This window comes from Methylomonas sp. BG-2 (assembly GCF_057766305.1).
This window is the reverse complement of sequence record NZ_JBYMAP010000254.1, coordinates 1-5,491: the sequence shown is the minus strand read 5'-3', so window position 1 is coordinate 5,491 and position 5,491 is coordinate 1. Positions and strand designations below refer to the sequence as shown.

4 protein-coding genes are annotated in these 5,491 nt (G+C 42.6%); all 4 read left to right on the top strand.

Annotation, left to right across the window (positions count from 1 at the left end; all coding sequences use genetic code 11):
- Nucleotides 1-2,117, top strand: a 2,117-nt coding sequence (locus AC3B8H_RS17935; protein WP_488442912.1) for a tetratricopeptide repeat protein, incomplete at its 5' end; no start/stop codon positions are given.
- Between the two features lie 21 nt (nt 2,118-2,138).
- The gene (locus AC3B8H_RS17930; RefSeq protein WP_488442911.1) at nt 2,139-2,807 is read left to right on the top strand and encodes a polysaccharide biosynthesis/export family protein; all 669 of its coding nucleotides are present in this window, start codon (nt 2,139-2,141) and stop codon (nt 2,805-2,807) included.
- 46 nt (nt 2,808-2,853) lie between these two features.
- Nucleotides 2,854-4,395 (top strand): XrtA system polysaccharide chain length determinant, encoded by a 1,542-nt coding sequence (locus AC3B8H_RS17925; RefSeq protein WP_488442910.1) that lies wholly within the window; start codon nt 2,854-2,856, stop codon nt 4,393-4,395.
- Between the two features lie 24 nt (nt 4,396-4,419).
- On the top strand, nt 4,420-5,310 hold the full coding sequence (locus AC3B8H_RS17920) for an XrtA-associated tyrosine autokinase (protein WP_488442909.1): 891 nt from the start codon (nt 4,420-4,422) through the stop codon (nt 5,308-5,310).
- Nucleotides 5,311-5,491 lie beyond the last annotated feature (181 nt).

The window sequence follows — 5,491 nt, the reverse complement described above, 5'->3', positions numbered from 1 at the left end:
TGACCTCGGCAAGGTTAAAACTTGGAAAATTAAGTTTAATATATGGAGAGATTGATAAGGCGAGGGAGCAAGCTAACTTTGTCTTACAAAGACAGCCGACAGATGTTGAAGCTCAGATTATACTCGCATCTTCGTTTGTCCGTGAAGGGAAATACAAAGACGCTACCGAGACTGTTGAGTCGGTATTAAAGTCGGCTCCAGAAAACCCAGATGCACTGTCTCTAAGCGCTGCTCTTGCGTTCGAGAAGGGGGATATTGATTCAGTATTGTCAATTGTTGAAAAAGCCTTAGCGGTAAAACCCGAGAATTTACCGCTCAGATTACTGCGCATTAAAGCCTATTCCGCGCGCAACAATATTGAAAAAGTGGTTGCCGAATATGAGTCGTTGGTGGCTTTATACCCGGATGTCGATAACTTCAAGATAACCCTGGCCTCAATGTATTCCATGACGGGAAAGCTTGATAAGGCGGAAAACGCTCTTAGGCAGGTTGTAGAGGCTTCTAAAGACAAGATAGAACCGAAAATTGTGTTACTAGAGTTTTTAAATGCAAAGGCAAAGGACAGAGTTGTTTCTGAGTACACCGTAATGTCCGACGTAGCGAAAAGCGATCAAAACACTGTCTTTGAATTGTCTAAATGGATGATTGCCTCTGGATTTAGGGATGCCGGGCTAGATGGTTTGAGAGGCGTGCTCGTAGCTGAGAAAAATAGTGACCTAGGTTTGTCTGCAAAAATTGTGATAGCTGAGATGGCGCTAGGAGAAAAGCGCTATGACGAAGTAGATACAGCGGTGAGCGAAGTATTGGCTGTAAAACCCGATTTCTATGAAGCTAAGTTGTTACGTGGCAGGCTCTTGCTTGCGGAAAACAAAGTCGATGAAGCTTTGGAGTTCTTAAACAAGCTGGTTTGGGAAAAAAAGGATGCGGACTCCGCATACCAGTTGCTTGGTCAAGCATACGCAATCAAAAGCGATCGAAAGCAGGCGGATCGGAACTTTAAATTGGCGCTTGATATCAACCCTGCCAATGTTGCGGCTTTTTTTCCGGTGTATGAAGAATATATGAACGCAGGGCAGAGAGATACTGCTAAGCACTACTTAGAAAAAGCGCTGAAAGCCAAGCCGAATCAAATTCTATTCCTGGTTGCCAAGGTGGAAGCAGATGTGGCGGAAGGGCGCCTAGATGAAGCACAGGAAGTCGTTCAACGTATTGCGTTACTTTCCAAGAATAAAGTAATTCCGCTCTACTTGCAGGCAACGGTGATGCAAGGAAAAAAACAATTTCAATCTGCGGGGGAACTCTATAAGGCAGTGTTACTTGAGTCTCCCGATCATCTCAACTCGATGATTAACTTGGTGAAGGTCTATGTTGCACTGAACGAGCCAAAAAATGCGCAAGATTTTTTGGAGGATCACTATTCAAAACATTTAGGTAACATTGCGATTGCAAGTGTTTTATCCAATTTTTATGTCGCCAACAATGACTCGGCTAAAGCGAAAAACTTTATAAACGAGCAATTGAAGATGTATCCGAACGCTGTGCCCCTGTACCAGTCCTTGGCAAGAATAGAGGCGTCCACGCGCAAAGACATTGCAATTGCAAAAGATATCCTCTTAAAAGGTTTGGATGCCAATGCTGATAATATTCAACTGTCCATGTCGCTAGGTGCTGTTTATGAGCAACTTAAGGATTTTGAAAGTGCAAAACAACTTTATAGTAAGCTGTTGGAAAAATATCCAGATTCGGTTATGGTGTTGAATAATTTGGCTTCTCTCCTAATTGAATCGAATAACTCCGAGGAAGTGAACAGGGGCGTTAAACTTGCCGAGAAGTTAAAAGATGTTGAAAATACGTATTTTAAAGACACTTATGCATGGTCATTGGTTAAAGCAGGGAAAATCGATCTCGGATTGCAATTGCTTGGGCAATTGGTTTTAAAGGAGTCCAAGATGCCTGAACTAAGATATCATTTAGGTGTCGCGCACGCCAAAGCTGGTAATAAAGCAACAGCAATATCTGAACTGAAGCAAGCCATTGCGCTGTCCGAGAAATCAGGAAGGGAGTTTGCTGGAAAAAACGAAGCTAGAAAAATTTTGAGTGAACTAGAACATAAATAATGGAAACTTTCGGGCGCTGAAATGAATAGGTTTTTCAATATTGTTGGATTTGCTGTTTTGCTGCTTATCAATGCCGGATGTTCTCAGCAGATGTTGGAGGATGTTCAGCAGGCTTCTGATTACACTTACCAAATCGGGCCAGGGGATAGCGTTAATATTTTTGTTTGGGGTAACCCTGAGTTGTCGACTTCTGCGGTTGTAAGGCCTGACGGTAAAATCACAGTTCCTTTGGTTGAGGAGCTGTTGGCGAACGGTAAAACACCGTTTGAACTTGCACGAGAAATTGAAAAAGTTTTGGCAACTTACGTGAAAAGCCCGCAAGTAGTCGTTATGGTTTCGGGTTTCAAGGGAGTCAATACCCAACAAATTCGAGTGATCGGCAGAATCGGTGGTGGTTCTTCTGGCGGAGGTGGTTCCGGTGGTGGAGCTGGAGGAGCCGGTGGTGGTATTGGGCGATATCAAGGTAAAACAATTCCTTACGAGAGAGGAATGAGTTTGCTGGATGTTGTTATTCAAATCGGACTTAACCAATATGCCGACGGCAATAGATCAACTGTCATTCGTAACTTTAATGGAGAGTTGAAATCCTACGGGGTTAGGATCGACGACCTAATTGATGACGCAGATTTATCCGCCAACGTTTTGATGATGCCTGGGGACATATTGATAATCCCGGACGCTTATTTTTAGCTCTCCGGAAATGTTTGATTTTTATTACTAGTCATGGCAGTTTGATATGCAACAAGAACTTTCAGAAGTATATTTTTATTTGAAAGGGACATTAAAGTATAAGCGTTTAGCCATTATACTCGCTTTGTTTGTTTCTTTGGTCGCTTGGGCATACGTTTTTTTCATGCCGGACAAATTCGAATCCAAGGCAAAAGTCCATATCGACTCGGCCACTGTTATTCGCCCATTGATGCGAGGGATGGTGGTTGAGCCTGATATCTCAGCATTAATTCGAATTATTCAGCAACTTATGTTTACTCGGCCTAATTTGGAGAAAATTATTGAGTTATCTCAATTGTCGCGTTCGGAAAACGAATCGGCGGCGGCTACCGAGCTCATTGAAAATCTTAAAAAAGATATCACGATAACTGGTGGTCGAGGGGATATCTTCGATATCGCATACACGTCCCAGGATCCTGAAGTTGCTAAAAGCGTTGTTCAGGCTGTTTTGACCGTTTTTTCAGAACAAACCGAAGGCAAGGCTATGGCTGATGCTAGTGATGCTCAGCGGTTTATCGAACAGCAAATTCGTGACTACGAAATACGGTTGCAAGATGCTGAAAAGGCTAAGGAAGAATTTAAGAGAGTAAACTTAGATTTGCTAAATGAGTCCGATCAATTCCAAATGTTGCAAAAGTTGAAGGAACAATTGCAAGAAGCGAATACGGCTTTGCAACAGTCAGTTTCACGGAAAAACGTACTTGCAGAGCAGGTGGTTGATGTTCAAGATTCGGATGAAGATTGGGGTATGCCTACTGCGAGTCAAGAGGTTTCAGCTGATAATGCTAGAATCGAGTCTTTAAAAAATAAACGAACGGAGCTGCTCCTGAAATATACCGAGAGGCATCCAGAGATACTTGAAATTGATAAGCTAATTGAGCAACTCAAGAAGCAAGACGAAGAGGCAAAGGTAGCAAAAGCGCCGGTTGAAGATCCTGGGGTGGGAGAAGTTGCTTTAGGGGCTGATAAGATGGCAAACCCATATGTTCAAGCCTTAAAAATGGGTTTGGATAACGCTGCTGCAGAGGTAGCGTCCAACCAAGCGCTTGTCGACTCGATCCAGGCAAGAATTAATAAATTGCAAGAAGGTCTTAATGAGCGTCTTACAATTGAAACCGAAATGAAAAATTTGAATCGTGATTACGAGACAATCAGTCACAAGTATTCCGAATTGTTGGAGCGTCGTGAGCAGGCTCATATTACCGAGCGCGTTGATGACCAGACTTCTAGGCTAAAATTTAAAATTGCCGATCCCCCTAGCAAGCCTGATAAGCCGAGCTTTCCGAATAGAAAGTTGTTCTACTCGCTGGTTTTGGTGGTATCTGTGGTGGCGGGCTTCGGCGTAGCGTTTTTAATTTATTTTATTCGACCAGTATTTATGTCATCCAGGCAAGTTCGCTTGGTAACAGGATTGCCGTCATTGGGGAGTGTTTCCCTAACTACTCAAGGCATAAATCAGTCCAATAATGTCGACTGGGTGTTGATTGCTACATTTTTGATCTTTATTTCAAGCTATCTTGGGATAATGATATTCGAGCTATTAAAATAGTTTGAATAATTTACAGGTATATTTATGAGCATTATCGAAAATGCGCTCAAGAAAGCAGGGAAACAGGGCTTGGTTTTGGATGGTGATCAGGCCCCACCAAATAGGAATTCCGATCCGTACGCTGCAGCGACCCCTGACGATTTGACGTTAGTAGAGTCGATCAGTGGGCAAGGTCCCGAGAGGCAGGTTAATCTTGATTGGAAGGGGTTGGCAGAGAGGGGGTATATCGATAACAATGATGCTAAATCACAATTGGCTGAAGAGTTTCGCGTTATAAAACGTCCTTTGGTGAATAATGTCCAAGGCGGGGATAGTAACGGTATTAGTCGGCCAAATTTGATTCTAATATGCAGTAGCTTGCCTAGCGAGGGAAAGACTTTTATTTCAATTAACCTGGCTCTTAGTTTGGCGAATGAACGAGATAAAAAAGTTTTATTGATTGATGCCGATGTGGAGAAGCCTAGTATCGCAAAGGAACTGGGTGTGCAAAGTTCACTGGGACTGATCGAATATTTAGAAGACGATAGCATAACCTTTCCAGATATCTTGTTAAAGACTGACTTGCCTAATCTTAGTTTGATTACCGCCGGCAAACGTCATAAATATTCCACAGAGTTGTTATCCAGTCAAAGGATGTATCTTTTTGCGGAGGAGGTTAGTCGTAGATATAAAGATAGGATCGTAATTTTCGATTCCCCTCCCTTGTTAGTGGCTACTCAAGCTCAGATACTGGCTGAGTTGGTTGGGCAGGTTGTTTTGGTGATAGCTGCTGAAGTGACCCCTCAAAGTGTTGTTAACGAAGCGGTTACAAAACTGAGTAACTGTGATGTCGTGATGACACTTTTGAATAAGACTAGGCGTGAGATGGATATATACGGGCACAATTATAGCTACGGTAAGTATGGACAGCAGTAATAGATCCTACCGTTTTAATTCCTTAAAACTTCTATATATTCCTTTACTGATCAGTTTCGGTGCTATAAGCGCTCGCGATTCGTTTGCTTTGGAATGGCGTGCTACACCTAGCATGTCAGTCAGTGAAATATTTTCAGATAATTTAAATTTGTCTGAAAACTCAAGGAAAAGTGGTTTTGTA

Coding starts and splice junctions, on each gene's coding strand:
- AC3B8H_RS17930 (WP_488442911.1), top strand. CDS start 2,139: ATGAATAGGTTTTTCAATATTGTTGGATTTGCTGTTTTGCTGCTTATC.
- AC3B8H_RS17925 (WP_488442910.1), top strand. CDS start 2,854: ATGCAACAAGAACTTTCAGAAGTATATTTTTATTTGAAAGGGACATTA.
- AC3B8H_RS17920 (WP_488442909.1), top strand. CDS start 4,420: ATGAGCATTATCGAAAATGCGCTCAAGAAAGCAGGGAAACAGGGCTTG.